Origin of the sequence: Microcoleus sp. POL10_C6 (genome assembly GCF_036701585.1) — a bacterium.
GTDB lineage: Bacteria > Cyanobacteriota > Cyanobacteriia > Cyanobacteriales > Microcoleaceae > Microcoleus.
Genome location: NZ_JAUBRB010000005.1, coordinates 85381 through 108926, shown reverse-complemented (window position 1 = coordinate 108926; position 23546 = coordinate 85381). Strand labels below are relative to the sequence as shown.

The following is a 23546-nucleotide window of genomic DNA, read 5'->3' as shown; positions in this document are numbered from 1 at the left end:
TAGGAAAGCTATGGGATTTTTTGATTCAGAAATTGTTCAGCAAGAAGCCAAACTGTTGTTTGAAGACTATCAATCTCTCATCAAACTAGGCGGCAATTACGGCAAATTTGATCGCGAAGGCAAGAAAATGTTCATCGCTCAGATGGAATCGATGATGGAGCGCTACCGTATTTTTATGAAGCGCTTTGAGCTGTCTGAGGACTTCATGGCTCAGATGACTGTAGAGCAGTTAAAAACACAGCTCAATCAATTTGGTATCACGCCCCAGCAGATGTTTGAGCAAATGAACTCAACGCTGGAGCGGATGAAATCTGAGCTGGAAAAACAATCCTAGTGTCATAAGGAAGAAGGAAGAAGGAAGTTCGGCAACGGATTCGCTCGACGGATGTAACGGATGTAACGGATGTCAGTCCGATGGAAGTCGGAAGAAGGAAGAAGGAAGAAGGAAGTTCGGCAACGGATTCGCTCGACGGATGTAACGGATGTAACGGATGTCAGTCCGATGGAAGTCGGAAGAAGGAAGAAGGAAGAAGGAAGAAAAAGAAAGTATTCCCCCTGCCCCATGCCCCATGCCTAATCCCTAATGATTAATGACTAATGACTGATAGTTAAGGCCGCTCAAAAGATGAAGCAGGTTTGAAACTTTCTGCGGGAACTCCCTGCAAAGCTTGGCTCATAAAATCACGCCAAACAGGGGCGACAATAGTACCGCCAGTAGCACCGTAGCTCATCGGTCTGTAATTGTCGTTGCCCATCCAAACAGCCACCGACAACTGTGGCACGTAACCCACAAACCAGATATCCCGTTCTGAGGAAGTTGTACCAGTTTTCCCAGCAGCCGGTCGCCCAAGTTGAGCAGCCCTTGCCGTTCCGTTGTTGATTACCCCTTGCAGGGCGCTGTTGACAGATGCGGCCGCCCAGGAATTGAGAACTAATTTGGGTTTGGGGGTATTGTCGAGCAAGACGTTGCCGCTGCTGTCAGTAACTTGCACGATAAACGTGGTGTCAGAATGCCAGCCGTTGTTAGCGAAGGTAGCAAAAGCTCCGGCCATTTCTAAAGGAGTGAGGTCAACGGCACCCAAGGGCAAAGAAATCACCGGTTCCATCGGACTTCTGATGCCTAGCACGCGGCAAATCTCAATCACTTTATTCAATCCGACTTCTTGGCCAAGCTTGACGGCGGGAATGTTGAGAGATACTTCCAAAGCTCTGCGGATGCTGACGGCACCGGAGAAGCCGCCACCGTAGTTTTGAGGGTAGTAGTAGCCGTCGCCGTCGCGGTAGCCGACAGGGGAGTCGTATACAACTGAATCGGGGCTGTATTTGCCACTAGCAAAGGCAGCGTAGTAGATAAAAGGTTTAAAAGAAGATCCGGGCTGGCGACGTGCTTGAATGGCGCGGTTGAACTGACTCTTTTCGTAATCGACGCCGCCCACCATTGCTTTGACGAAGTGGGTGCGGGGATCGACGGCGGCTAGGGCAATTTGACCTTCCTCGCGATCGTAAAACAGGCCTTGGTAGTAAAGCCGATTGTGCCACGCTTTGACTGTTTCTTCGGCTATGCGCTGCATTTTGAGGTCGATCGTCGTTTGAACGCGCATTCCTCCCTTAACCACGGCATCTCGCCCAAAACGCCTCGTCAGTTCCTGGACTACGGCTTGTGTTACGTAAGGAACTTGAGAGCCACCAAAAGAGGTAATTTTGCCTAGCTTAATTTTTTCCTGGCGGGCAGCAGTCTCTTGGGCCGGCGTAATCCATTTAAGATCCTTCATGCGGCCTAAAACGAGGGTTTGCCGCTCTTTTGCCAATTTGTAATTGACGAAAGGACTGTATTCTTCGGGGGCAGAAATTAAGCCTGCCAGCATCGCTGCTTCTGAAAGAGTCAAATTACTGGCTGACTTGTTGAAATAGCTTCGAGAGGCTGTCTCTACGCCGTACAAGTTGTGACCTAAGTAGATTTGATTCAGGTATAGTTGCAGAATTTGGTCTTTGTTGAGAATTTGCTCCAAGCGGATAGACATTACCGCTTCAGCTACCTTGCGACTAAGTTTTGACTGGGGAGAAAGAAACAGGTTCTTGACTAGCTGCATAGTCATAGTTGAGCCGCCTTCAACGGTTCTACCTTTCTCTAGGTTGGCTATGAGAGCTCTGGCTATCCCGCCGGGGTTGATGCCTTTGTGGGTGAAGAAGTTGCTATCTTCGATCGCCAGAACAGCTCGTTTCAGGTTCGGGGAGATTTGGTCAAGCGGTACGACATCCCGGTTGGCTTCGTCGTGGATGCTGGCTAGCGGCTTGCCGTTGATGTCGTAAATGTGGGTAGTTTCTGTAGGAGAGTAGGTTTGCAAGATCCGAACATCTGGCAAATTGCGGAAGCTGATCGCTAAGCCAACCAGTCCACCAGCGACTACGGAACTGGCAAGCATTGTTATGCTGAGTATGGTTCCGGCGGTCACTTTACTGACTGACTGAACAAACTCGAATACGGGGGCTGAGTTTTCCGTGTTATTGCGGACTGCGTTGGTTGACACGTGGATTTCACTTCCTCACTCGATTTGGGGTTTAAGACTTTTAATTTTAGATGCGAACCCTAGAGACTGTCAGTCGATTTTAGATTGTAGATTGTAGATTTTAGATTTATTCCACAGATGAATCTGGATGTTTGAACAAGAGTCTAAAATTTGGGTATCTCCACAACTGTTGTCGGGGGCTGGTATCCGTTTTTGGGCGGGGTCAGCTAATGAAAGCCGGTCAGCTTTGGGATTATAGTAGCTTGATAGTTATGTTTTTATGCGTCAACCAGTGAGTGTAACTAATTCTGCTGCACTTTGGCAAAATAATATGATGGACGATCGCTCCCCGATGATAACTCCTAACCTTTCAGCGCTTTACCGCGGCGTCAGCGAGATTTTTCCAGATCGACCTGATTCTAGCAACCCTGACGAAAATTTAGCCCAACTGCTGGCAAAAGTCGATCGACCTTTGCGCGTCAAACTGGGAATTGACGCCACAGGGGCGGACATTCACTTGGGACACAGCATTTGCTTCCGCAAGCTGCGGGCTTTTCAAGATGCCGGTCACACAGCGGTACTGGTCATCGGAGATTTTACCGCGAGAATTGGCGATCCGACAGGAAAGTCCGAGATGCGAAGCCAGTTGACGGCCGAACAAGTGGCGGAAAATGCCAAGACTTATTTAGACCAAGTGCGTCCGATTCTAGATTTTGACACGCCCGGACGTTTGGAAATTCGCTATAACTCCGAGTGGTTGTCAAAATTGGACATGGCGAAGATTTTGGAACTGCTAGGCACGATGACGGTGCAGCAGATGCTCGCTAAAGAGGGATTTGATAACAGGATGCAGCAGGAAAATGCGATTTTCCTGCACGAGTTTCTGTATCCAGTCATGCAGGGTTACGATTCAGTAGTCTTGCAAGCTGATGTGGAGTTGGGCGGAACCGACCAAAAGTTTAATATTGCGGTGGGAAGAGATTTGCAGCGGCATTTTGGGATGAAACCGCAGTTTGGTTTGCTGATGCCGATTTTAATCGGGACTGACGGCGTGCAGAAGATGTCGAAGTCTTTGAATAATTATGTGGGTTTGTCGGAAGATCCGCTGACGATGTATTCTAAGTTGGAGAAAATTGCCGATACTTCGATCGCCCAATATTTTGAACTATTGACAGATTTGCCACTTGATGAATTGCCCGAAAATCCGCGAGAAAAACAGAAACTTTTGGCTGTGGATGTGGTGCGCCAGTATCGCGGTTCGGAAGTGGCGGAACGCGCACAACAAGATGCAATTGCCCTGGTTAAAGGTGCTGCGGGACAAGCTGATGCTGTGGCGGAGTTTTCTTTGGCAAGTGTGCAGTTTCCGGCTAAGTTGTTTTATATTCTGAGTGCTAGCGGGCTTTGTAAAAGCAGCGGTGATGCGCGGAAGTTGATGCAGGGCGGTGGGGTGAAGTTGGAGGGCGATCGGGTTTCTGATGTTAATCTTACTTTTGAATCACCTGCTGATTTATGCGGTAAGGTTTTGCAGGTTGGGAAGAATAAGTTTGTGCGATTGGTGTCTTGAATCTCTTTTTTAACCGCAGATGAATACTGAAGATGAACGCTGATGAACGCTGATAACCGAATTATTGTTGCTTTGGATGTTTCGAGTCAAGAAGAGGCGATCGCACTTCTGGACAAACTGCCGCAAGTATCTTTCTGGAAAGTGGGTTTGGAACTGTTTGTGAGTTCCGGGCCGGGGATTTTGGAAATTTTAAAACAGCGGGAAAAGCGGATTTTTCTCGATTTGAAGTTTCACGATATCCCGAATACTGTGGCTGGTGCTTGTCGGGCTGCTGCTAAGTACAATGTGGATTTATTGACTATCCATTCTACTTGTGGTAAAGATGCTTTGAAAGCGGCACAGTTGGCTGTGACTGAAGGGGCGGCGGCTGTGGATAAACCGAGTCCTAAGTTGATTGCAATTACTCTATTAACGAGTTTGAATTCGCGACAGTTGGCTTTTGAGTTGAAAATACCTTTGGAGTTGCCGGAATATGCTTTGCACATGGCATTGTTGGCTAAGGAAACGGGTTTAGCTGGTGCTGTTTGTTCTCCCCAAGAAGTGGAACAGTTAAGAATGAGTTGCGGGGATGATTTTGTGTTAGTTTGTCCCGGTGTGCGTCCGAAATGGGCCGATGGAGGCGATCAAAAGCGATCGATGACTCCGAAGACTGCTTTGAAAGCTGGTGCGGATTATCTGGTGATTGGGCGCCCGATTACTGCTGCGGATGATCCAGTGGCGGCTTTTGCGCGGATTTGTGAAGAGTTGGAGTAACAATAGAAATGTTGTTTTTTACCGCCGATAAAAGCCGATGAACGCCAATGGAATTTTATCTGCGTTCATCTGTGTTTATCTGCTGATATCTGCGGTTGCAACTCCGACTATTGCAGTTAATTTTGTGACAAATCATACTAACAGTATCAATGCCAGTCGGTATGGTTTGTTAGTGCGATCGCCCTGTCCGGCTGATTTAGAAACTTTGGTCGATCGCCTGTTGCAAGATTTGCCGAGTTATGCTAATCGCGTTATTGTGCGATCGCACTTTTCTCCTAACACTAACACACCGCCCGGTTACCCGCTGCCTCAAATAATTTTAGCCGGCCGCCCGGAGTTTGAACCGCTACCTTTAAATTTTGGGGATGCACTTCCTGAAAATGCCAGTCAAGTTTTCATTACTACTTTGGAACGGCAGTATCGCGGGGGACAACGAGTTGAAATTCAGCAATATCATTGGTTATTTTTCGCTAAAACGGAGAACGGCTGGGAGTTGGCAAAAATCGTTTCTCGGTTTGGTACTGCGGCGAATATTCGTCCTTTATTAAGTCAAGATAGTGCCAGCGAAATTGCTGAGGCTATTCGTTTGTGGTTGCGCGATTGTCATGCAAAAAATAAGTTGTCCGGCAACTAAATTATATTTTTGTGTGGGCGAGATGCCCACCCCACATGAAATAATTTTTATTGTGGAACAGGCATCTTGCCCGTTCCGGACAGAAAATAATTTTATTGTGGAACAGGCATCTTGCGGTTGGTTGTGGGTTGGGGTCTAATTAACAGTCTGGATTGGAGCGGCTTCATGTCTTTTGTTAGTTCTAGCCCTTGGGTTGGAGTGCCGATGGTTGTACGACTTATACCTGTGTCATTACTGGTACCTCTTTTTTTAATAACACCTTTTTTTATAAAATCTAGTATAATTTCCGCTATTAATAAATCACGAGGTGGAAATAGATAAGTTGGAAATTCCGAAGATGTTTGACCTTCTCAATTAGGAAATACTCAATTCTAAATCAAAGGATAACCCCTCAAAAGTACATTGTGACCTAAGAATTTATCTTCATGGTGCTCAGTATTTCAGCGTTTTCTTGACTCCGAGTTTGCTTGGCTCAAAGATAGAGACCATTCGACAGAATTTATGGAATACTGTGTAATACTCTTCCCCCCTATCAAGATCGTGCCAAAATCTTTGGCTGTGCATTGCTTCTCTTGCATAATAGCCAAATGTGTACAGTGCAATTTCCTTTTTCATTATACCAGACATAATCATAAAGTAAATCTCTTCCAAAAAGCAGATAAATACCTCTTTTTCCTGTTTTGTGACTGATATGCTGCTAGAGCTATCATGCAAAAGCTCACAGACTTTCTGGATTGACTCGTTCTCATCGAATCTTTTGCTCATCTCATGAAACTTCTCATATCTACTTATCCTATTGAGCTCTACGAACTCAAGAATGCCTTTCACAAAAGCTAGGATTCCTATTAGTCCACCAATAGCTTCAATAAAGTTTTTCATGATTATATATCAAGTGGGAAGAGATGATAATTATTCCCTATAATACTGCAATACTCCGGACAGTTCTGGGAACGATACTACAAGCTTACGCGGGGCAAGGATCGTAAAAAAGTCGAATTAAATGTAAGTCAGGGGTGGAGCTGACATTGATTTAATTATCCACAGTGGCTCAAAGTCAAGCGAGCATAAGCCATTGGGCCATATAAAAACTGTCCCGACTATTGATACTGATGATCGGCAAAAAAGTCATGGTGGGGTTAACCAGTATTTATACTCATCGCAAAAATGACACGCTCCCCATCTTGCGGGCGGGTGAGACGCCCAACCCCTACTCCCCACATGAAATAATTTTTATTGTGGAACAGGCAAGATGCCTGTTCCTGACAGAAAATAATTTTATTGTGGAACAGGCATTTTGCCTGTTCCTGAAAGAGGTATCAGAAAATCCACGAATTTTCGGTTGAGGGATTTACCGTGGGGGGCGGGTTTACGAGAGAGATTATCTGTTTTAGGCAATTATTGTTGGTGAAACCCGCCCATACAAAGCACAAACAAAAAATATTATAATTGCTCTTTGAATTCGTCTAATTTAGCCTTGATTAGTTGCATATCTTGCCACATAAACCATTTCGGAGTTTCCGGTTCACGGGAGGGATTTCGCAACAAGTATGATGGGTGAAAAATCGGCATACACAAACGATTTTCCCATTCAATCCATTGACCTCGGATTTTACTAATGGGGCGCTTGTCGCTTAGCAAACCTTTGAGGGCTGTTGCACCGGTTAATAAAATAATTTTGGGGTCTAAGATGCGAATTTGTTCGAGCAAGTAAGGTTTGCAAGCTTCGATTTCTTTTGCTGTCGGAGGGCGGTTGTTGGGAGGGCGACATTTGATGACGTTGGCAATGAATACGTCGGTTTCTGCACTCAATCCCACGGATTCTAAAATCTTATCTAACAGTTTGCCCGATCGCCCGACGAAGGGTAATCCGGTTTCGTCTTCGTTTTGTCCGGGCGCTTCTCCCACAATCAAAATTGAGGCTTGAGGATTGCCGCGCCCGATGACGGCGTGAGTGCGGCTGTTGCCCAATTCGCAGCGGTAGCAGCGGTTGCAGTGCTCGCCGATTTGTTCCATATTTTGATAAGTGCCGGGAGGAATGGGAATTTTGGCATTTGCTGGTATTGAGTCTGTTTGGAAAGTGGCACTTTGATTGTTGTCAAAAAGGCTCAGTTGCAAGTCGCTGGACATACATTTTACAATTAGGGAGATTTTTTCGAGTCTAGAGTTTATAGTTTAGATCGGGTTTGGTGATTTGAGATTGGCTAGATGCTTGTGTGCGATGCTGTCGATTCCCTACGGGATAGCTACGCTCGCGCGTACAATCTCCAATTAAGACTGGCACAATCTCCAATTGTTTGGTTGAGCTCGTACAGGCAAAAATATGTTCTCTAACCCGTTTTTTGACGATCGCGCCGATGCAGGCGAAAAACTGGCCGAGGCAGTTGTGGACGAGTTCGGCAAGTTGAGTTTAATGACACAGAAGGCGGTGAAACCGATTGTTTACGCCTTGCCGCGCGGGGGTTTGCCCGTTGCTGTGCCGATTGCGCGTCGCTTGGGCTGTCCTTTGGATGTGGTTGTCGCCAAGAAAATTACTCGCCCAGATAATTTAGAATTGGCGATCGGGGCTGCAACTGCTGACGGTCACGTCCTCTGGGAAAAGCAAAAGCAGCACAATTTACGCTTGCAAAAATCAGCCCTGCCCGTGGCTCAAAATAATGCTCAATCTCTGCTGGCGGATTTGTCTCCTGGACGCCCCAATGTGAGCGCGGCCGGGGCTTTGGCGATTTTGGTAGATGATGGCATTGCTACGGGGATGACGATGGCTGTGGCGGCTAAGGCTTTGGAGTCGCAGCAACCGCTGGCTTTGTGGATTTGCGCGCCTGTCGCCCCGGCAGATTTGATGGGATTTTTGGCCCAGATGGGCGATAAGTTGATCGTTCTGGAGACTCCTCACCCTTTTTACAGTGTTAGTCGCTTTTATGGGCAATTTCCGCAGGTGGAGACGGCGGAGGCTTTAAGGTGTTTGCAGCAACAAACTGAATGGCGATCGTAGGTTAAGCTAGAAGGCTAAATCCAAAAGCTCGATCGCTAAAACATGAGACCTTGGCAATATTGGTTGGACACTTTGATTCTGTCTACTCAGCACAATCCGCCTCGCTTTGTTGAGTTGGTGATGTTGACTTTGGCGATGATGTTGCTGGGGCTGTGGAGTGTAACATTGCAGTGGCAGTATTTAACGCTGTCTTTGAGTTATATAATTGGTTCGTCTTTTTCAATTTTGGTGCGGGAATCCATGGGTCCACGGCCACAATTTCAACTAACTCATCTGACAGCATTGTTGTTATTAATTATCAGTTTTTATAGTTTTGCTGAACTGATTAGATAGTTGATGTTGTTTTTGACGAACCGCGAAGACGGGAAGAACCACAGGCGGGACGCCTGTTCCCCAAAGGAAGAGGAGAGGATAGAAGAGGAGATCGAGAGTTCACCAATAATTAGCCCTCATCCTACATTCTCATTAGATTGATGTAAAATTATGCGGTTGCCGACAGGATCGAAGGCATAGATTTCTAGACCGTGAGAAGCTTTGATAATTTCTCCGCTGGGCGGATAACCTAAAGCCCAAATTCGGGCGATCGCAGTTTCGATATCGCTGACTTCCAAACACAAACTCATGCCTGTTTTTGCTCGATTGGCAAATTCCGATTTGTGGGAATCTTTGGGTTTGAATATGCCGAGTCTTAAGCCTGGGAGTTGAAATTCAGCATAAGTATTGGGAATATAAGGGTTTGGTTCTATGTCGAGAAATTTTGTGTAAAATTTAACGAGAACTTCCTTATCAAGGTCGGCTAAAGTTACTAGGGCGGCGCTGTATTGGAAACTCATATAAATTGGTAATGGGGAATTGGTAATATTATAACTTTCTATCGATTTAAAATCCTCCAATTCGTCCGACTATTTGGATTTTACCTTGTCTATCGCTTTTGAGAATCACAGCTTCGCCGCTTTGCGGTACAATATCAGTGATAGCGGTAATATTTACTTGATGAGTTACCAGAATAATCACGCCTTTTGTGTTGCGATTATCAACAATTAATTTGCGAATGGTCGCTGTTTGTCTGGCTTCTTTGCTGCTGTCGCTAAAGAACGAGTTCAATGCTGGGAACGGTTCGAGTTTGCCTATATTTATCAGTTTTGCTGTTTCCAAACACCGACACCACTGACTGGATAAAACTCTGGCAACTTTGATGTTGCGGCTGCGAAATTCGGCTCCAATTTGCTTGGCTTGGGTTTGTCCCTGTACTGATAAATTGCGCTGGGTGGAACAGTCACCCAACTTAAAGTTAGCAGGATCTCCCGTACCTGGGGCGATCGCGTGTCGCATTGCTACCACCAACCCCGTCTCCCCCCGCTGCAACAATTGCCACCCTGCTTGAGTTTGCGCGTTGGTTGCTGCGTCAGAACTTGCAGTTGCAGTAATTAAGCCGATCGACAATACTAAAGCTAGCGATCCGAAAAACCATTTCCAGTTAAGGTAAATTCGCGCAGCCATTGGTGCAGAAGTTAGAAATTAACTTATCATATTATAATACAACAAATATTGCTCTATGGAACTCACCAATTTTATTGCTCTGTCTGTCATTATTGCCCTCGTGCTGGGGATTGGGTTTGGAACAATGACTTGGGCTTACTTCGGCAAGGGCAGCATTTCTGTACTCTTTAAAGAACCAATTTTAACTTACCCAGAATTTCCCGATACCGAAAGCGGCAGTAAGGCTTCCGTTTATTTTCAACAAGGAATTGAGGCTTATCAGTCGGGAAAGTACCGCAAAGCAAAAGATAAATTTACCAGCGCTGTAGAACAAGTTTCAACTTTGGCAGAAGCTTACCACAATCGTGCCTTGGCTTGTGCAAATTTGCGATCGGATGAGGAGGCTGTTGCAGATTTGATACGTGCCAGCGAATTATACCAACAGCAGGGGGCAGGATTTGCGATCGACACAATTAAACAAAATCTGGCCGCCTTGAAGCAGCGCAAATTAGAACGAGAAAAACAAAAAGCAGTAGCGACCTAAATTATTATGTTCTGCCGTGAAACTCAACTAACTCACACCTAGAGTTTAGGTCTGAAAAACCCGGTTTCTTGAGTGTGGTTGGGAGAAACCGGTTTTTTTTACAGAATTTTTATTAAAGTTGAAAATCAAGATTTAACATTCTCCCATTCAACTAAATTGTTCTGGAAGCTTCTATTTGGTCGATTTTAGCAATCATCATTTCTCGGCTAGGTGCCACAACTCGATAATTAGTAATGGGATCGTAAGCTTCCCATTCTTGAGTTACTTCGCTGTCTTGCCACAAAAACCATTCGCGGTAAATTTCGCCGTCATCAATGTCGCCGCACAAGGGAAGCCAATCATCTCCTCCCAAATTATCAAAGTCTCCTCCTACTAAGTCAATCCAAGCTGTAAGGATACAAGAGTCAATAGCATTATTGTTAACAGTGACTGCGTTAGAGTGAAGAGAAGTTTCGGGAAAACAAAGTGTGGATTTCATAAGCTGTACCTGAATGTTATGTTATTAATTTATAAAAAAATCCTCTAGGTCAGTGACAGCAGAATGCCGCTATCCTAACCTCCACAGTTCCCAGCTCGAAAAACCTTGACACCCAAAGCGGTCAAATGCCTCTGCTGTATGACTTGAGACCGCTTTGACTCAAGTCGCTAGAGAGGCTAAATTGAGCCACTTTGCCAACTGGCATAGAAGAAAGCCCGATCGACCAAATATTGCTGGCGAAGGCTCTCGCGCATTGAGGAGCAAAGACAGCGCGACTGCCAATTGTATACTGGGTAAGTTGGCGAGTTTCCGTACAGTTTTTGTGATAAAATTAGCAGCACGCGAACTTTCATATCGACAGCCTCGTTTGGTCAAAAGCTTTGCAACGAGCTTTCCAACGGTGGTGCGATCGCCAGTTTTGATTTATTGTTAATTTTGCGAAGTCCCGATCGACTGTTAGGGGGAAAAAATTATGCAAGCAACCAACCAAGAAGGAATTATCAATCTGACAATCCACTATATCAACGGCAAACAGCAACACTTCCAGTTCATTGCGCCAGAGGGAACAGTAGGAGAGCAAGCAACTTTAGGCACTCGCCTGCACAAAATGTTGACTGCAGACCCGATAATTCTCGAATTGGCAGATAAACTGGTAGTTATCCCAGTTCACAACATACAAAGTATTGAAATATCGCCGGTTCCTCCCAAATTGCCAGAGGGTGTCCTTTACCCAATGCGAGAAATCAAGAAATAGCTAAGGTGTTCTGCATCTAAATTAAACTGAAAGGCGGGCAATATGCCCACCCCACGCAAGCTTTTAATAAACAGAAATTTCCCCATTAAATGCGCGAAAACTTATTACAGCTCACAGATGGAAATTACCTAAAAACTTGTCGAGCGCAGGGGACGATATATGTCACATGAGTGAGGGGAATAATTGCAGGTTTCACAGACTTTAACTTACCGAAAAAAATGCTAGAACTCCACTGCCACACTACTTATTCCGACGGCACTCTCACCCCTGCCGAACTCGTAGCCGCCGCCGCGTCTTCGGGGGTTCGCGCCTTGGCTGTCACCGATCACGATACGATGTCGGGTTGGGATGAAGCCTTCGCTGCTGCTGCTTTGTACGGTATCGAAATAGTCCCCGGACTCGAACTCAGCACCGTTCACAACGGCCGTTCGCTGCACATTTTAGGTTTTTATCCCGATGCAAATAAGTTGCGAGTTCCTTTGAACGATCGCCTGGAAGGAAGGTTTCGCCGATCGCAAGAAATGGTCGAAAAATTAGCAGCAATGGGATACGCGATCGAACTGCCAAAAACATCCCCAGGAATGGCACCGGGAAGGCCTCACATTGCCTCTGCACTTGTAAAAGCTGGTCACGCGAAATCATCGCGGGAAGCATTCGATCGCTGGCTGGGAGATGACGGCCCGGCTTATGTGCATTACGATAAATTCTCGATCGTCGAAGGCATTGATTTACTGAAAAGTTGTGGCGCAGTACCAGTTTGGGCTCACCCTTATTTATTTCGCGGCGGCGGTGTTGAGGAAGTCTTAAAAGAATTAGTAGATGCTGGTTTAATGGGAGTTGAAGTATACCATCCTAGCCACAGTTCCAGCCAAATCCAAAAGTTGAAAGATTTGTGTCTTGATTACGGTTTGCTGGCAACTGGTGGCAGCGATTATCACGGCCCCGATCCGGAAAGGAAAGCAGCAGATAGCACCCAATTGAATATGCTGCATTTGCCGTTAGAATTACTGGAACCGATTAAGGTTGCTGCGGCGAGTTTGAAATAGTTTTTTAGGACGAATTTTGCCGACTTATACAGTTGTCAAAAAAAATCCTTGGCTTTTTTAGTGACGAGTTTGCCGCAAGTAAATCATCAGCAGAAGACCGAGGTCAAGCAGAATATAAATTAATATGAAGTTAAAGGTAATTGCAGGCGAGTTGATTTTACAATTTTAGTATAGCAACTTGCCAAACGGAGCTTATCATGAGTACAGAAGACAGAGCGAAGGCGATCGGCAAAAATTTAGAAGGCAAAGCTCAGGAAATTTTCGGTAATATTACGGGCAACAGAAAAGACCAGGTTGAAGGCAAAGCCAAACAAGCCGAAGCTGCCGCCCGCCACGCAGCAGAAGATGCTAAAAATGCCGTGAAAAATCTGGCAGATAAAGCGAAAAGGTCGATCGACAAATTGTAGAAACCGCGCTATACCCAATCCTGGCTAATAGAATTCGCTTCATATCAAATCCTTTGCTATCAATAGGGTTTGATATGATTTATTTTTGGAATGTGCATAAACTGAGTGACTCCTGCGATATCTCTTCAAAAGCGCAATGGAGAAGTCCCTATAATTGTTAATTTTACACCGGATTAATTTCGTAGTAAGGACTGAACTCCTTATCGCATTGCCTTTACGAAAAATTTTTGCTCTATTCTGCATAAAGCCGCCAAAACCTGCGATATCAGAGTATCAACACGCAAAAACTGGACTATGACGAGACATGATACCCCCGTCGAAGCCTTAGCAGGTTTAGTTCCTGTAGCGGCAAGTTTCAACTTGTTGCTTCCACCCACGGGTTGGGAACTCAAACCGATTTCCTTGAGTTTGTTATTGCTGGCACGTTACAGCGCTATTTTCCCTGGGATAATCGAATTATCTCGATGTCATCCGAACGTGCCTGTGAACACCGACGAACAGTTACGCCAACTTCTACAACTCTTGAAAGACTCGCAAGAGGGTAGTAAGGAAAAAGAAAGACTCAAAAATCAATTGTGCCAACTCATTCCCCATTTGCCCGGAATTCGCAAGCATCCTTATCCTAATATTGATTTAGAGGAAATGATGCAGGAAGCTTCTTGCGGTTTTATCAAAACGCTTTCGGCATTTTTGCGGGGAATTGACCTCGACAATCTCGCTGCTGATGTTTTGCGAACCCGAGTGGTTCAGCGGTTCAATAAAACTCTCAAGAACAAAGTCTATGACCAATATCGCCGGATGCAGCAACAGATTTTTACTGTTAGTTTTGATACTCCGATTACGAGCAACCCCGGTGAAGAATTTGAGGCTCAACAACCGATAGACGATACCACAAAAAATGGGATTGAGCAACTCATCGAGAGAGAACAAGCTCACAATAAGCAGCGCATCGGCCGCAAACTATGGCAGTGTATTGAAGACGATCCGACGGGAGAACTGCGAAACAGTTATCCCAATGAAAAAATAGATAAGACTCAGCCAAACACTCCCGAAAATCGTCGCCCTCGACCGGATGCCAATTGTCACATACTGGCAGTGCGATTGCTGCTGAAAGACCCTCCTGATAAATTATCGGTAATTGCCAGAGAGTTAAATATTGACTATCAAACTCTCAACTCTCACTGGAAAAGAACAGGTTTTGAACTCGTTAAAGAGATTGGCAATAGAATTGCTAAAGAATGTGGATATCAACCGGAGGAATAATGGTGAATAGCATGGATACTTATTTGTTACAAATTCCTCTGGAGCAAAGTGCCCGCAATTTTGCTCTGCAATTTGCTTCAGAGCAAGCTAATCCGCAAAAAGGCAAGCGGGTTTATTTCAATACCCTGGCGGTTTGGGCGGTTAACTATTTTTTGGAATGGATGGAAATGGAAACTGATATTGATGGTGGTGATAGTTGGAATCCAGCAAGGCGGGCGGTTTTGGATGTCGGCGATTTGGTTTTGCCGGGGATTGGCAAGATAGAATGTTGTCCGGTTCAGCTTGGAGAATCGGCGATTTCTCTGCCGGAAGTGCGAGGAAACCGCATTGCATATATCGTCGTTCAGTTTGCCGAACCTTTCGATAAGGTGAAACTTTTGGGCTTTATTCCGGCTGTAGAAATTCAGGATGACACTGAAGAAATTTCTCTAACTAATCTCAAACCAGTTGAGGAATTGTGGGATTATTTGGATCGGATTGAGTTGGCAATTCCGCTGTTGCAAGGTGAAATTGAAGAGTTGCTATCTGATTTGGAAGAAGATGACCCCGTACAAGCACAAGTGCGGGAGAAATTGCAAAACAAATCTATTTCTGAAATTGTGGCAATTTTGAATAAAGTTTTGCACAGTAGTGAGAAATCTGACTGGGGATATGAAGGGGGGAAGGCTTTAGCGGGAAGTGGTTATAGTAGTCGAGGTTTGGAAAATAGAGATATATCTTTCTCTCGTGATAAATCTTCACCTGTTGAGAAAGCTTCAGATATTGAGGAGAATGTGAAAGCGGAACTGAATCTGATTGCTGAAGATTTGTTGGAGAAGTTAGCTGAGATTTGGGGAGATGGTGATGATTTTGCCTTGTCATAAATCGGCAATCTCCCAGAAATATGGATAAATTTCCATGACTTTTAGGGGCGGGTTCACTAACCATATCTGATAAAAATCAAAAATTAAAAAAAACCGCCCCTAAAAGTCATCAATACGAAAAAACCATTAAAATATTGCGTTTTTGGGTTTTTTGCATGGGGTGGGGGCGGGTTTTCGAGTTTGTTTTTGGCGCTGATGGTTGGTGAACCCGCCCATACAACATTCCAAAGACAAATATCTAGAATTTTTCAGGAATCTGCATAATTCTCGCCCAAATTGCCGATCGATATATATACAGAATAAAGGTAAACTCCAATGGACGAACAACGCCTCGCCGCCTATCTCCAACTGATTCAAGCCCTGCTTGAGTGCCCTAACGGTGCAAATGATATTCTCAACGCGAATCGAGAGTTAGTTGATGCTAATTTTGTGCAAGTCATGGAAGCGGAAGCGGAGAAGATGGCGGCAGAGGGTAACTCCAAGGCAGCTTGGTTGCAGAATCTAGCGGCAAATTTGGCAAATTATGTCACCAGTACAGCAACTGCTGAAGAGTATTTATTTTTCTTGATAGAGGTGTTGCAAGCAACGTCATACAGTGACAAAAATCCTCAAGTTGTTTATCCTAATTTACAACAAAACTTCGATAAATTGGATTTAAATTTTGCTCTAATATTACAAGCTTGGGCTACATCCAAATTCATAGAAGCTACCTCAGAAGAAGCTGCATACCTAGCAGCAGTTATTGGCAATTTTGGCAACTTAATTCAGGAGTTTCCCCTGGGGCGGCGGGCATGGAATTTAGAAATAGGTATTGCTTGTTATAGCACAGCATCAGAAGTCTATACCCGCGAGGATTATCCCAAACAATGGGCAGGGGCTCAAAATAATTTGGGGAATGCCTATAGGGACAGAATAGAAGGAGTCAGGGCAGAGAATATTCAAGGGGCGATCGCCTGTTATCGGCTAGCTTTAGATGTCTATACCCCCGAGGATTATCCCGAACAATGGGCAACGGTTCAAAACAATTTGGGGATAGCCTATAGTTACAGAATAGAAGAAGTCAGGGCAAAGAATATTGAAGATGCGATCGCCTGTTATCGGCTAGCTTTAGATGTCTATACCCACGAGGATTATCCCGAACAATGGGCATTGACTCAAAACAATTTGGGGCTTGCCTATACTGACAGAATAGAAGGAGTCAGGGCAAAGAATATTGAAGATGCGATCGCCTGTTATCGGTTAGCTTTAGATGTCTATACCCACGAGAATTATCCCGAATATTGGGCAATGACTCAAAACAATTTGGGTACTGCCTATGGTGACAGAGAAGGAGCCATGGCAAAGAATATAGAAGATGCGATCGCCTGTTTTCGGGAAGCATTAAAAGTCCGTACCCCCGATAATTATCCCGAAGATTGGGCCGCGACTCAAAACAATTTGGGGAATGCCTATAGTGACAGAATAGAAGGAGTCAGGGCGGCGAATATAGAAGAGGCGATCGCTTGTTATCGGGAAGCATTAAAAGTCTATACCCCTGAGGCTTATCCCGAAAAATGGGCAAGGACTAAAAACAATTTGGGGACTGCCTATGGTGACAGAGAAGGAGTCAGGGCAAAGAATATAGAAGATGCGATCGCTTGTTATTTGCTAGCTTTAGATGTCTATACCCGCGAGGATTATCCCGAACAATGGGCAATGACTCAAAACAATTTGGGGAATGCCTATGGTGACAGAGAAGGAGTCAGGGCAAAGAATATAGAAGATGCGATCGCCTGTTATCGCTTAGCATTAGAAATTCGCACTCCTGCTGCTTTCCCTTTAAACTGTCTCACAACCTGAAGAAACCTCGGCAATACCGCTTTCACTGCTGGTTTCTGGAAGATCGCCATTGAAGGATTCGAGAAAGCGATTCAAGCGGTGGAAAAAAGCAGAAGTTGGGCAACTTCCGACGATATCCGCCAGCAGATTTTAGCAGAATCTATAGGTGTTTACGAAAAGGCAATTCAAGCTTGTGTCAACAACAACCAACTGGAGAAAGCCATAGAATATTGTGACAGAACCCGTGCTCAGCGGTTAGTCGATTTAATGCACAGCAATGACTTGTATGCTAGCGGCGAAATTCCGCCCGCAGTGCAAAAATATTTGCAGGAATTTGAGGCGAAGCAGCGGGAAATTGACGCAGAAGTTGAACAACTCCGCAAACCTTCTGAAGGCAATAAAGAATTAGCCAGTGTGGCGAGTCAGTCGCGCAGTCGGGCGGATACTTCTGCTTACACGGAGAAGATTCAAGAATTGGAAAGGGAAAAACAGCAAATCTGGGAAAATATTCGCAGTTTAGATCCAGTTTTAGCTGGACAAGTTCAAGTCGAGCCGATGGAGTTTGCGGCGATACAACAATTGATTGACAATTCGCAGAGGGCGATTCTCTGTTTTTATACCACGACTGATGACACTCATGTTTTTGTGATTTACAAGGATAAAGCGCCGCAGATTCACACTTGTCAGGGAGAGGGTTTGGGAAAATTTCAAAAGTGGATTCGCGAGAGTTGGTTGTTTCCTTATTTGCAGGATCGGAAAATTTGGCAACAGGGGATGGGTGAGTTTTTGTCTCAGGTGTCGCAGCGGTTGAAAGTTGATGAGTTGATTGGTAATTGTTTGGATGGGATTGAGGAATTGATTGTGATTCCGCATTTGTATTTGCATCAGATTCCGCTGGCGGCATTGCCGATAGAACCCCCCCAACCCCCCCTTGCTAAGGGGGGGCTTAAAAATCTGGATTCTGGGCTTGCTAAGGAACAAGAATCTCTTCTTTCTCCCCCCCTTAGCAAGGGCGGGCCGGGGGGGGCTCTTAGCGATTATTTCCTGATTCGTTACGTTCCCAGTTGCAGAATTTTGGAGTATTGCAGTAAAGACGAAACCATCGAATCGCCCAAATACGGGATTGTGGAAAATGCCACTGATGATTTGTACTTCACTCCTTTTGAGTGCGAACAAATTGCCGAAATTGTGACCCAACCTGAGCGCTTAAAAGGAAGTCAAGAAGCAACAGTCGCAGCCTATCGAAACCTCGCCCAAAATGTGAATGTAATCCACTCCAGTCACCACGCTGTTTCGCGTTTGGACAATCCTTTAGAATCGCGATTGTTTTTAGGAGACGGGAGTATCACATTAGGGGAATTGATGACACCTGGTTGGCGCTTGCCGCAGTTATCCGATGTGTTTATGTCCTGCTGCGAAACTAATTTAGGAGGGACGGAAATTACCGATAATCTTCTTAGTTTGGGAACGGGGTTTTTGTGTGCGGGAGCTCGGAGTGTGGTCAGCACTTTGTGGGCGGTGGATGATTTTGCTACTTCGTTGTTTGCGATTTTTTACTATCAGTATCGCAGTCCCAAGGAAGGTTTGAGTCGTCCAGAGGCTTTGTGGCGGGCACAGGTGAGGTTGCGGACAATTTCGGGTGCGGAGTTGAAAGAGCTTTATCAACCGCAAATCGATCCGTTGCTTCAGAGAATTATTGGGGATTTACAGTCAAAATTGGCTGTGGTTCAAAAGGAAAAACACAAATTAAAATTGCGGCAGAAATCCTACCACAATGAGACGGATAAGTTTAATAAGTTGGGGGCGGAGTTGAAGAAAATAACGAAGCAAGAGAATCAGATTCAGAAACAGAAGAAAGGATATGAAAGTTTGAAAGAAAATATTTACACTATGCCAAATCCTTTTGATGATTTGAGTTATTGGTCGGGGTTTATTTGTCAGGGTTTGCATTGATTTGTGGTGTTTGATGGTGTTAACAAACACGTCTGACACACATTCCGGCGAGGATTGAAATCCCCGCCTCATAGCGCAAGTCCTCTAAAGAGGACTAATGAATTTAACAGTCCTCTTCAGAGGACTTTCGCTATGAGACAGGGAATTAATTCCCTGTCGGACTTTCGGTTTCACCTGCTATTTCACCTACATTTATCCGCCTTAATCCCCGTTCACCTGCGCTTAAAAATCCGGTTCTGCGGCCAAAAGCTCGATCGCCAAATCCATCTGTTCCTTCCCCCGCGCCAAAAAGCTTTCGCACTCCTGCAAACACTCCACAGCCACCCCAAACTGCTCGAAAACCTCCTCTAGAGGCAACTCTCCCGATTCCACCCGATCGATAATCGCTTCAATTCGATCGACCGTTTCCTCATAATTCCAGTCAGACTGGCGCAACTGCGAATCAATCATAACTTTTCTTCCGCATCCAATACTTCTACAATCTTAACTTTCAGCACGCCCCGACTCAACCTCACAGTCAATTCCTCTCCCAATTCCAAACCGTCAGTTGTGCGGACGATCGTACCGTCACTTTGGATTACCGCCGCATAACCCCTTTGCAATACCGCCGCCGGATTCAGTGCGGATAACTTTTCTTGCAATACCTCCAGTTTACCAGTTGCTTGCCGCAAAGTTCGGGAGGTCGCAGGCAAACGTTTTAATCGATTTTGTAACAGTTGCAAATGCTCTTCTTCTGTCTGAAATCTTGCCCGCACAGCACTTGCTAAATTGACCATTCGCTGCTTGTGTTCAAAGTAAAGATCTGCTAAAATTGGTACAGCTTGAGCCGCCGCCGCAGTGGGAGTGTGGGCTCGTTTATCTGCTACTAAATCCGCGAGAGATTCATCTCTTTCGTGCCCGATGCCTGTAATAATTGGAATCGCACAATTGGCGATCGCCCTGACAACTCTCTCATCATTAAAACAAGCCAAATCTTCCGCAGAACCGCCGCCCCGCCCTAAAATGATCACATCCGCCCTACCGTCCAATTCTACACGGGCGATCGCCCTAGCAATGGCAGCAGCAGCCAATTCTCCCTGCACTCCTGTCGGCGATAGCAACACCCGCAAACCCGGATATCTTTGGGCTAGAGTCCGCTGAATGTCTCCCCAAGCAGCGCCGGTATCGGATGTCACCACTGCCACAATTTGCGGGTGTGCCGGAATCGGGCGCTTTCTGGCGGGATCGAAGAAACCCTCAGCATCCAAGCGCGATCGCAATTGCTGCAACCGCAAAGCCTGCAATCCTGCCCCAGCCGGTAGCGATTGCACAACAGTCAACTGGTACTCGCCGCGATTTTTGTAAACCCGGATGCTTCCCAAAACCAGCAACTGTTCGCCTTTTTCCGGCATTTGCACCAATTTTTGCCGCTGAGAATTCCACACCACGCAGCGAATAGCAGCGCTTTTGTCGGTGTCGCACAGAGTGAAAAAGCAGCCGCTGGGGTGGTGCGAAACGTTCGACACCTCGCCTGTCAGCCAAACTGATTGCAGGTTGCGATCGCCCTCCAACAACTCTTGCAGGTATGATGTTAGTCCAGCAACAGATAAAGCTGTATCGGGAAGAATTGAAGTCATCCAATTTTAGATTTTAGATTTTAGATTTTAGATTTAGGCTACTATCAATGCTTCGGACAGTGTGTGATTGCCAAGCGTAAAATAAGGGTGTCAGGGCGATTGTACAATCTCTTTCATAACGGAAAATCAAGGGTTTCCCACTAGGATCTCAAAATAGTCCGGACTATTGTAGTATATCTAAGGTAATTTATTTGTAGGCTGAGTGGGCGATCGTAATTTTAACTGCAAACAAACTAATGATATCAGATACAATGACTTCGATGAATGTGCTGCGCCAAGAGGCTGCGGCGATCGGCATTACTGAGGAAGAAGCCAGAAAATATGGCGACCTCCGACATAAAAGAACTTGGTCTTTGGCGATCGAACATCACCTCTCAATGCAAGATTTTGCCGATCGCATAGAACAATCCTTCACAACTTCCGAACCCGATTCCTCCAGCGCACTCAACCACTCTCAGACTGCGGAGTCGAAAGACTATGGTATTCAGCTAACTGCGAACCTAGGCGAATCTAGAGTAAGCAGGGATAATCAAACAGCCTCTCTTGCTTCGCCACAACAGCCAGTAGAAGAAATCGGGCGATCGCACGGCAATTCCGACTACCGCAGCAACCAAAGCCGAGGTTTTCAACAAGTAGTTCAAAATCATATTAAAGCATTAACAATTGCGTCCGCCTCCCGCACAAATCTGCCCCATTCACAACTGGGCAATTGGGTTTGTCCTGAGTGTGGGCCGGAGGGCGAATTGGGCTGTTACCTTTGCGCCGGAGAAGGCAATGTAGAGGACATTGCAGCTATTGGCTGGACGCTAGCTTATATGGAAATGTTGGGCTGTTCTCCTCGCGAAATCGAACCGATACGGAAATTTCCGCCTTCTTTAAATATTCTGGAATTGAATTTAAAAGTTTGTGTTGCTATCAAACAAAGTAGCGAAGTTTTAGCGCGTACTGAGAAATGGGTAATTAGTCATTAGTTACCTGACAGCTCAACCAAATTAAGTATTGATTCTAGCTTTTTCAAAGCAACTTCCAAATCGTCATTAACAACTTGGAAATCAAATTCCCCCGCAGCTTCGATTTCCTCTTTAGCCCGTACCAACCGACGGGCGATCGCAGTTTCGGAATCTTGACCCCGACTCCGCAGCCGCCGCTCCAATTCTTCCCAAGAAGGAGGTAAAATAAAAATTCGCAGCGCCTCTGGAAAATTATTCCTAATTTGCCTTGCCCCTTCCAACTCAATTTCGAGGATTACCCATTTTCTCTCACCAATTCCTTGCTTGAGACCAAAATAAGGAGTACCGTAAAAATTACCGGCAAACTGGGCCCATTCCGCCAACTCTCCAGCCTCAACCATTTGTTCAAAGCGGCTGCGGCTGACAAAATAGTAATGCTGTCCCTCAATTTCTCCCTCACGGGGCGATCGAGTTGTCACGGATACCGAAAGATACAATTCGGAATGGCGATTGAGGAGCGATCGTACTAAGGTGCCTTTCCCCACACCGCTAGGCCCCGTCAGAACAATTAATTTACCAGATTTCATCTTTAGAATAGAAACGTGTAACAATTTAAGTTTCTGCTTACTTTAGACTGTAAACGCTCAAATTGCAACTGACAAACCTTAATCATCCCGACCTTGACCGTCTTTGCTCACCACAAAACGATTAGCAACCGTTTCCGGCTGAATCGCCGAGAGGATGACGTGACTCGAATCTGTAATAATTACCGCTCTCGTGCGACGGCCGTAAGTTGCGTCAACCAGTTGTCCCCGCTCCCGCGCATCAGTAATAATCCGCTTAATTGGCGCTGACTCTGGACTGACAATGGCAATCACTCGATTAGCAGACACAATGTTACCAAAACCGATATTAATTAATTGAATATCCATGAAAATCTTAATCTATGGGTGAACGGCTAACTATCAATCCTTACTTTTGATCATATAATATACAAAGATTTTTTATGACAATCCTCAAATTAATCCCAACTAAGTTTTTTAGTTTCTACCTAAAATTTTTACCCTTTTGACGCCGAGTCCCCGGTTCTTTATCAAAATTTTAAAAAAGACTCGCTATTGCCGCTCTATCTTAAAGATTCGGTAAACTCCTCAATTTTTAGTTGCTAATAAAAGCATTACCTGTATCGAGACCAAAGCCGATAAATGTTGCGAAATATAAACTTGATTTCCGGGAGAGGGAAACTTAAGTATAATCAGTGATCAATAACAGTAAATATTCGCAAATGCTGGTTTTATGAGCTTTCCAAGCTCAACTAAAAGCCGCTGGCGATCCTCTTCGAGGGCTTCGCAAACGCACTTTTTGCCCGATTTTTTACCAAAAGATGGGGGATGATGTGCCAAACTACAGATTTTTATTGCATGATGTTCTACAATAAAATGGGTTTGTAGTGAAAATTTGAGTTTTATTAATACCAATAAAAAAGTGTGGCTACAATTATCAATTTTATAACAAATCTGAAAACTTGCAGAGTCTCGCGCCGGAAACGGCACTGCCGTTTCCCTACAGATGGTCGCAGGATTATATGTAGCAATAATTGTGGGAATTAGTATAAAAATCTGAGCACTTTAGTTTTTACTACAAACATTTTGAATTCAGCAAAAGTTAGGCAGAAAGGGGTTTTACCCATGAGATGAATTCCGGTTGAATTGGAATGATTAAACCGCAGAGGACACAGAGAACACAGAGTCAGAGAACGGAGAGATAAATAATTCCGATGCTACCTGATTTGATATAAATTATAGCGGTAAGACTTCATCCACACCGCACCCTACACATACAGGAGATGTATAAATATTATTCAACAAAAAATAGGGATTAATGCCGATAAATTCACCCGCATTAATCCCCAGTTATTCCACACT

At 45.1% G+C, this 23546-nt stretch carries 28 protein-coding genes; 17 read left to right on the top strand and 11 right to left on the bottom strand.

Annotated features, from left to right (window positions below):
* Nucleotides 1–10: 10 nt before the first annotated feature.
* A complete protein-coding gene (locus QUA34_RS04620) occupies nt 11–334 on the top strand; it encodes a DUF1825 family protein (protein WP_006632589.1) in 324 nt (107 codons plus the stop codon).
* A 69-nt stretch (nt 335–403) separates the two neighbouring features.
* A complete protein-coding gene (locus QUA34_RS04615) occupies nt 404–577 on the top strand; it encodes a hypothetical protein (RefSeq protein WP_333384372.1) in 174 nt (57 codons plus the stop codon).
* 31 nt (nt 578–608) lie between these two features.
* Here QUA34_RS04615 and QUA34_RS04610 read toward each other — a convergent pair whose 3' ends face one another.
* Entirely contained in the window at nt 609–2528 is a 1920-nt protein-coding gene (locus tag QUA34_RS04610; RefSeq protein WP_333384369.1) for a transglycosylase domain-containing protein, read from the bottom strand.
* 310 nt (nt 2529–2838) lie between these two features.
* Here QUA34_RS04610 and tyrS point away from each other — a divergent pair, with 310 nt between their 5' ends.
* The 3 genes from tyrS to QUA34_RS04595 are packed head-to-tail and all read left to right on the top strand — an operon-like array spanning nt 2839 to nt 5458.
* Entirely contained in the window at nt 2839–4071 is a 1233-nt protein-coding gene (gene tyrS, locus QUA34_RS04605; RefSeq protein ID WP_333326503.1) for a tyrosine--tRNA ligase, read from the top strand.
* A gap of 42 nt (nt 4072–4113) precedes the next feature.
* Nucleotides 4114–4824 (top strand): orotidine-5'-phosphate decarboxylase, encoded by a 711-nt coding sequence (pyrF, locus tag QUA34_RS04600; RefSeq protein WP_333384366.1) that lies wholly within the window; start codon nt 4114–4116, stop codon nt 4822–4824.
* 37 nt (nt 4825–4861) lie between these two features.
* Entirely contained in the window at nt 4862–5458 is a 597-nt protein-coding gene (locus QUA34_RS04595) for a hypothetical protein (protein WP_333384363.1), read from the top strand.
* Between the two features lie 432 nt (nt 5459–5890).
* Here the strand turns inward: QUA34_RS04595 and QUA34_RS04590 are convergent, their stop codons facing one another.
* The gene (locus QUA34_RS04590; RefSeq protein ID WP_333326376.1) at nt 5891–6337 is read right to left on the bottom strand and encodes a hypothetical protein; all 447 of its coding nucleotides are present in this window, start codon (nt 6335–6337) and stop codon (nt 5891–5893) included.
* A 230-nt stretch (nt 6338–6567) separates the two neighbouring features.
* Here QUA34_RS04590 and QUA34_RS04585 point away from each other — a divergent pair, with 230 nt between their 5' ends.
* Entirely contained in the window at nt 6568–6801 is a 234-nt protein-coding gene (locus QUA34_RS04585) for a hypothetical protein (protein WP_333384360.1), read from the top strand.
* A 97-nt stretch (nt 6802–6898) separates the two neighbouring features.
* Here QUA34_RS04585 and QUA34_RS04580 read toward each other — a convergent pair whose 3' ends face one another.
* Nucleotides 6899–7585 (bottom strand): uracil-DNA glycosylase, encoded by a 687-nt coding sequence (locus tag QUA34_RS04580; RefSeq protein ID WP_333343692.1) that lies wholly within the window; start codon nt 7583–7585, stop codon nt 6899–6901.
* Between the two features lie 193 nt (nt 7586–7778).
* On the opposite strand from QUA34_RS04580, the gene QUA34_RS04575 reads away from it, so the two are divergent.
* Both QUA34_RS04575 and QUA34_RS04570 read left to right on the top strand, forming a co-directional pair.
* Entirely contained in the window at nt 7779–8450 is a 672-nt protein-coding gene (locus QUA34_RS04575; RefSeq protein ID WP_333082150.1) for a phosphoribosyltransferase family protein, read from the top strand.
* A gap of 63 nt (nt 8451–8513) precedes the next feature.
* Nucleotides 8514–8783, top strand: a complete 270-nt coding sequence (locus QUA34_RS04570; RefSeq protein WP_333082151.1) for a hypothetical protein — start codon at nt 8514–8516, stop codon at nt 8781–8783.
* A gap of 116 nt (nt 8784–8899) precedes the next feature.
* Here QUA34_RS04570 and QUA34_RS04565 read toward each other — a convergent pair whose 3' ends face one another.
* Together QUA34_RS04565 and QUA34_RS04560 are read right to left on the bottom strand one after the other, a co-directional pair.
* Entirely contained in the window at nt 8900–9283 is a 384-nt protein-coding gene (locus QUA34_RS04565) for a VOC family protein (RefSeq protein ID WP_333384357.1), read from the bottom strand.
* A gap of 46 nt (nt 9284–9329) precedes the next feature.
* Entirely contained in the window at nt 9330–9950 is a 621-nt protein-coding gene (locus tag QUA34_RS04560) for a histidine phosphatase family protein (RefSeq protein ID WP_333384354.1), read from the bottom strand.
* Between the two features lie 55 nt (nt 9951–10005).
* Here QUA34_RS04560 and QUA34_RS04555 point away from each other — a divergent pair, with 55 nt between their 5' ends.
* Entirely contained in the window at nt 10006–10473 is a 468-nt protein-coding gene (locus tag QUA34_RS04555) for a hypothetical protein (protein ID WP_333384352.1), read from the top strand.
* Nucleotides 10474–10624: 151 nt separating this feature from the next.
* On the opposite strand, the gene QUA34_RS04550 is transcribed toward QUA34_RS04555, so the two are convergent.
* Nucleotides 10625–10951, bottom strand: coding sequence for a hypothetical protein (locus tag QUA34_RS04550; RefSeq protein WP_333384351.1), 327 nt, complete (start codon nt 10949–10951; stop codon nt 10625–10627).
* A 176-nt stretch (nt 10952–11127) separates the two neighbouring features.
* On the bottom strand, nt 11128–11304 hold the full coding sequence (locus QUA34_RS04545) for a hypothetical protein (protein ID WP_333384349.1): 177 nt from the start codon (nt 11302–11304) through the stop codon (nt 11128–11130).
* A gap of 119 nt (nt 11305–11423) precedes the next feature.
* Between QUA34_RS04545 and QUA34_RS04540 the strand changes: the two genes are divergently transcribed.
* The 7 genes from QUA34_RS04540 to QUA34_RS04510 all read left to right on the top strand — a co-directional run bounded on the left by QUA34_RS04540 (nt 11424) and on the right by QUA34_RS04510 (nt 19055).
* Complete coding sequence (locus QUA34_RS04540) at nt 11424–11705, top strand: hypothetical protein (protein WP_333384346.1); 282 nt, start codon at nt 11424–11426, stop codon at nt 11703–11705.
* Nucleotides 11706–11923: 218 nt separating this feature from the next.
* Nucleotides 11924–12751, top strand: coding sequence for a PHP domain-containing protein (locus QUA34_RS04535; RefSeq protein WP_333384343.1), 828 nt, complete (start codon nt 11924–11926; stop codon nt 12749–12751).
* Between the two features lie 197 nt (nt 12752–12948).
* Nucleotides 12949–13158: a CsbD family protein gene (locus QUA34_RS04530; RefSeq protein WP_006632574.1), complete on the top strand. Its 210-nt coding sequence runs from the start codon at nt 12949–12951 to the stop codon at nt 13156–13158.
* A gap of 294 nt (nt 13159–13452) precedes the next feature.
* Nucleotides 13453–14421, top strand: a complete 969-nt coding sequence (locus QUA34_RS04525) for a hypothetical protein (protein WP_333326397.1) — start codon at nt 13453–13455, stop codon at nt 14419–14421.
* Nucleotides 14397–15284, top strand: a complete 888-nt coding sequence (locus QUA34_RS04520) for a DUF1822 family protein (RefSeq protein ID WP_333384340.1) — start codon at nt 14397–14399, stop codon at nt 15282–15284. Before QUA34_RS04525 ends, QUA34_RS04520 begins: the two co-directional genes overlap by 25 nt.
* A gap of 315 nt (nt 15285–15599) precedes the next feature.
* A complete protein-coding gene (locus QUA34_RS04515; protein WP_333384337.1) occupies nt 15600–17123 on the top strand; it encodes a tetratricopeptide repeat protein in 1524 nt (507 codons plus the stop codon).
* Between the two features lie 78 nt (nt 17124–17201).
* Nucleotides 17202–19055, top strand: coding sequence for a CHAT domain-containing protein (locus tag QUA34_RS04510; RefSeq protein ID WP_333384336.1), 1854 nt, complete (start codon nt 17202–17204; stop codon nt 19053–19055).
* A gap of 222 nt (nt 19056–19277) precedes the next feature.
* On the opposite strand, the gene xseB is transcribed toward QUA34_RS04510, so the two are convergent.
* On the bottom strand, nt 19278–19505 hold the full coding sequence (gene xseB / locus QUA34_RS04505; RefSeq protein WP_333384333.1) for an exodeoxyribonuclease VII small subunit: 228 nt from the start codon (nt 19503–19505) through the stop codon (nt 19278–19280).
* The gene (gene xseA / locus QUA34_RS04500; protein ID WP_333384331.1) at nt 19502–20671 is read right to left on the bottom strand and encodes an exodeoxyribonuclease VII large subunit; all 1170 of its coding nucleotides are present in this window, start codon (nt 20669–20671) and stop codon (nt 19502–19504) included. The genes xseB and xseA overlap by 4 nt, the downstream gene beginning before the upstream one ends.
* Before the next feature lie 236 nt (nt 20672–20907).
* On the opposite strand from xseA, the gene QUA34_RS04495 reads away from it, so the two are divergent.
* Nucleotides 20908–21642: a hypothetical protein gene (locus QUA34_RS04495; protein ID WP_333384328.1), complete on the top strand. Its 735-nt coding sequence runs from the start codon at nt 20908–20910 to the stop codon at nt 21640–21642.
* Here QUA34_RS04495 and gmk read toward each other — a convergent pair.
* Together gmk and remA are read right to left on the bottom strand one after the other, a co-directional pair.
* On the bottom strand, nt 21639–22208 hold the full coding sequence (gene gmk / locus QUA34_RS04490) for a guanylate kinase (protein ID WP_333384502.1): 570 nt from the start codon (nt 22206–22208) through the stop codon (nt 21639–21641). The genes QUA34_RS04495 and gmk overlap by 4 nt on opposite strands.
* Before the next feature lie 78 nt (nt 22209–22286).
* Complete coding sequence (gene remA, locus QUA34_RS04485) at nt 22287–22553, bottom strand: extracellular matrix/biofilm regulator RemA (protein WP_333046047.1); 267 nt, start codon at nt 22551–22553, stop codon at nt 22287–22289.
* Nucleotides 22554–23546 lie beyond the last annotated feature (993 nt).

Excerpts from the sequence above, each read along its gene's own strand:
- QUA34_RS04620 (WP_006632589.1), top strand. The coding sequence starts at position 11 with ATGGGATTTTTTGATTCAGAAATTGTTCAGCAAGAAGCCAAACTGTTG.
- QUA34_RS04615 (WP_333384372.1), top strand. The coding sequence starts at position 404 with ATGTCAGTCCGATGGAAGTCGGAAGAAGGAAGAAGGAAGAAGGAAGTT.
- tyrS (WP_333326503.1), top strand. The coding sequence starts at position 2,839 with ATGATGGACGATCGCTCCCCGATGATAACTCCTAACCTTTCAGCGCTT.
- pyrF (WP_333384366.1), top strand. The coding sequence starts at position 4,114 with ATGAACGCTGATAACCGAATTATTGTTGCTTTGGATGTTTCGAGTCAA.
- QUA34_RS04595 (WP_333384363.1), top strand. The coding sequence starts at position 4,862 with ATGAACGCCAATGGAATTTTATCTGCGTTCATCTGTGTTTATCTGCTG.
- QUA34_RS04590 (WP_333326376.1), bottom strand. The coding sequence starts at position 6,337 with ATGAAAAACTTTATTGAAGCTATTGGTGGACTAATAGGAATCCTAGCT.
- QUA34_RS04585 (WP_333384360.1), top strand. The coding sequence starts at position 6,568 with ATGATCGGCAAAAAAGTCATGGTGGGGTTAACCAGTATTTATACTCAT.
- QUA34_RS04580 (WP_333343692.1), bottom strand. The coding sequence starts at position 7,585 with ATGTCCAGCGACTTGCAACTGAGCCTTTTTGACAACAATCAAAGTGCC.
- QUA34_RS04575 (WP_333082150.1), top strand. The coding sequence starts at position 7,779 with ATGTTCTCTAACCCGTTTTTTGACGATCGCGCCGATGCAGGCGAAAAA.
- QUA34_RS04565 (WP_333384357.1), bottom strand. The coding sequence starts at position 9,283 with ATGAGTTTCCAATACAGCGCCGCCCTAGTAACTTTAGCCGACCTTGAT.
- QUA34_RS04560 (WP_333384354.1), bottom strand. The coding sequence starts at position 9,950 with ATGGCTGCGCGAATTTACCTTAACTGGAAATGGTTTTTCGGATCGCTA.
- QUA34_RS04555 (WP_333384352.1), top strand. The coding sequence starts at position 10,006 with ATGGAACTCACCAATTTTATTGCTCTGTCTGTCATTATTGCCCTCGTG.
- QUA34_RS04550 (WP_333384351.1), bottom strand. The coding sequence starts at position 10,951 with ATGAAATCCACACTTTGTTTTCCCGAAACTTCTCTTCACTCTAACGCA.
- QUA34_RS04545 (WP_333384349.1), bottom strand. The coding sequence starts at position 11,304 with ATGAAAGTTCGCGTGCTGCTAATTTTATCACAAAAACTGTACGGAAAC.
- QUA34_RS04540 (WP_333384346.1), top strand. The coding sequence starts at position 11,424 with ATGCAAGCAACCAACCAAGAAGGAATTATCAATCTGACAATCCACTAT.
- QUA34_RS04535 (WP_333384343.1), top strand. The coding sequence starts at position 11,924 with ATGCTAGAACTCCACTGCCACACTACTTATTCCGACGGCACTCTCACC.
- QUA34_RS04530 (WP_006632574.1), top strand. The coding sequence starts at position 12,949 with ATGAGTACAGAAGACAGAGCGAAGGCGATCGGCAAAAATTTAGAAGGC.
- QUA34_RS04525 (WP_333326397.1), top strand. The coding sequence starts at position 13,453 with ATGACGAGACATGATACCCCCGTCGAAGCCTTAGCAGGTTTAGTTCCT.
- QUA34_RS04520 (WP_333384340.1), top strand. The coding sequence starts at position 14,397 with ATGTGGATATCAACCGGAGGAATAATGGTGAATAGCATGGATACTTAT.
- QUA34_RS04515 (WP_333384337.1), top strand. The coding sequence starts at position 15,600 with ATGGACGAACAACGCCTCGCCGCCTATCTCCAACTGATTCAAGCCCTG.
- xseB (WP_333384333.1), bottom strand. The coding sequence starts at position 19,505 with ATGATTGATTCGCAGTTGCGCCAGTCTGACTGGAATTATGAGGAAACG.
- xseA (WP_333384331.1), bottom strand. The coding sequence starts at position 20,671 with ATGACTTCAATTCTTCCCGATACAGCTTTATCTGTTGCTGGACTAACA.
- QUA34_RS04495 (WP_333384328.1), top strand. The coding sequence starts at position 20,908 with ATGATATCAGATACAATGACTTCGATGAATGTGCTGCGCCAAGAGGCT.
- gmk (WP_333384502.1), bottom strand. The coding sequence starts at position 22,208 with ATGAAATCTGGTAAATTAATTGTTCTGACGGGGCCTAGCGGTGTGGGG.
- remA (WP_333046047.1), bottom strand. The coding sequence starts at position 22,553 with ATGGATATTCAATTAATTAATATCGGTTTTGGTAACATTGTGTCTGCT.